This window comes from Halanaerobium sp., from assembly GCF_003070835.1.
Genome location: NZ_QBLR01000420.1, coordinates 1 through 2347 on the forward strand (window position 1 = coordinate 1; position 2347 = coordinate 2347).

2 protein-coding genes are annotated in these 2347 nt (G+C 28.8%); both read left to right on the forward strand.

Annotated features, from left to right (window positions below; genetic code table 11):
- Window positions 1–319 precede the first annotated feature (319 nt).
- On the forward strand, window positions 320–1153 hold the full coding sequence (locus CI949_RS19915; protein WP_089655898.1) for a DUF3800 domain-containing protein: 834 nt from the start codon (window positions 320–322) through the stop codon (window positions 1151–1153).
- Between the two features lie 744 nt (window positions 1154–1897).
- The coding region (locus tag CI949_RS19920; RefSeq protein WP_290769683.1) for an Rpn family recombination-promoting nuclease/putative transposase at window positions 1898–2347 on the forward strand (450 nt) is incomplete at its 3' end.

The following is a 2347-nucleotide window of genomic DNA, read 5'->3' on the forward strand; positions in this document are numbered from 1 at the left end:
TCAACACTATGTCCACTTTGTTGAGATCAAAGTGTATTGCTAAAAAAATAACCTAATCCTTGAACTTATATCATAGTTTTTTAAACCTCTAACTCAGTTCATCTTAACCATATGAAAACCCCGGTTCCAAAGATTTTCATACATATTCAATTGTCAACGTACCTGAGTTAAGATTCTATGTTCTAACATCGGATGTCATATTTTCAACTTATGTCTACAATATCTAATATTTTCTCCAGGTAGTATGAAAATTACTAAATTTTTGAAATAAATCCTCTTTTAGTATATGATTAAAATATCAATCTAAAAGGGTGATTTTATGGAATTCTATATTTATACTGATGAATCTATTAAAAAAGGTAAATATTATAGTAATTTCTACGGTGGTGCTCTTGTAACAAATAAACATTTTGAAGAAGTAAACAAAAGATTAAAAGTTAAAAAAGAACAATTAAACTTCCATGGAGAAGTAAAATGGTCTAAAGTTTCCTCCAACTATTTATCTAAATATAAAGCGCTTGTGGATTTCATATTCCAATTAATTAAAGAAAATAAATTAAAAATCAGAATAATGTTCACCCAAAATTGTTATGTTCCAACAAATTTAAGCAAAGAACAAAAAGAAGAAGAGTTCTTTAAGCTATATTATCAGTTTATAAAACATGGATTTGGCATTCAAGAATGCGGAATTACTGAAGAACCCATATTTTTAAGATTCTATTTTGATCGAATACCAGATACTAAAGAAAAAAGAGAAAAATTTAAAAGTTTCATCTACAGGCTGCAGGATATTTCATTTTTTAATGAACTAGATCTTAAAATCAGAAAGGAAGACATTACAGAAGTAGACTCCCATAAACATAACATCTTACAGGCTATGGATATAATTTTAGGATCAATGCAGTTTAGATTAAATGATAAACACAAAATAAAACCTAAAGGCAGCTATAGACGAGGCAAAAAAACTATTGCCAAAGAAAAATTATATAAGCATATAAATCAAAACATTCAATCTCTCTATGATTTCCAATTTAATATTGGTATTTCTACGGGCCAAAAACATTATAAAACTGGATGGGAATTCCCATATCGTCATTGGAACTTCAAAGCAAACGAGCACGAATTCGATGAAAGCAAAACTAAAAACAATTAAAAAAAAGCCCCATCTCATCTACATTAATATCCCAAGTGGAACTTGAGACTTCGATTTGACAGGGCTTTAATATCTTATATATTAAGTATAATCCTATCAAAACCGAAAGTCAAGTAATCGATTAAAATTTTATAAATCCCTGCATCCACTTTGTTGAGATCAAAGTGGATTGCTAAAAAAATAACCTAATCCTTGAACTTATATCATAGTTTATTAAACCTCTAACTCAATTCATCTTACTCATATGAAAACCCCGGTTCCAAAGATTTTCATACATATTCAATTGCCAACGTACCTGAGTTAAGATTCTATTCTATGACATCAGATGTCATGTTCAATATAACTCTTTTCAGTCGTTCACACTCTTTATTTTATAACATTATTTATAATACATCAAATAATTAGAGTATCTAATTTTGTCGAATGACAAAGTAAAACTTTTCAGTTAACACCATTTGTGACATCGGCTGTCATATTTGTAGATTTTCTTTATTTATTTCATTTAATATATAGATTTAATGCTGCAGACACTCAATAAACTTTTTTAACCTTTTCTAACGTGTTCAATTTCTTAACAACTTTTATTATAATACACACTTGCCTTAAAATCAATTAATATTTCCCTGTTTTTTTGTCGAATTAGCTTAAATTTAATTGAACACAAGTTCGTTTTGTGATATAATATACTTAAAGATTAGTTCTTAGGTCTTATCTTTTTAAAGATAAAATTCCAAGAGAAAGAGGTTGGAAAAATGCAAACTCCCCATGATAGTTTTTTTCAAGAAATGTTTGAAAAAAAAGGTGGTTGCAGAAGATTTTCTTAAAAACTACTTACCACAGGAATTATTGGATTTAATTAATCTCGATAAGTTACAAATTTCTAAGAAATCATTTGTTAATAAACGCCTAAAAAAATATTTTTCTGATGTTGTTTATAGGGTTCAATTAAATAAACATAATGCCTATGTATACTGCCTTTTTGAACACAAGAGTTATCCCGACAAAGATGTTTCCTTTCAACTTCTCAAATATATGATTCGGATCTGGGAACATCACCAGGATCATTATGATGAAGAACAGCTGCCGTTAGTAATCCCCCTCTTGATTTACCATGGGGAAAAGAGGTATAATATAGGTAAGAGATTTAACTCAATGATCAATACTCAGCCGAATACTGAAAAGTTCATTCCAGAC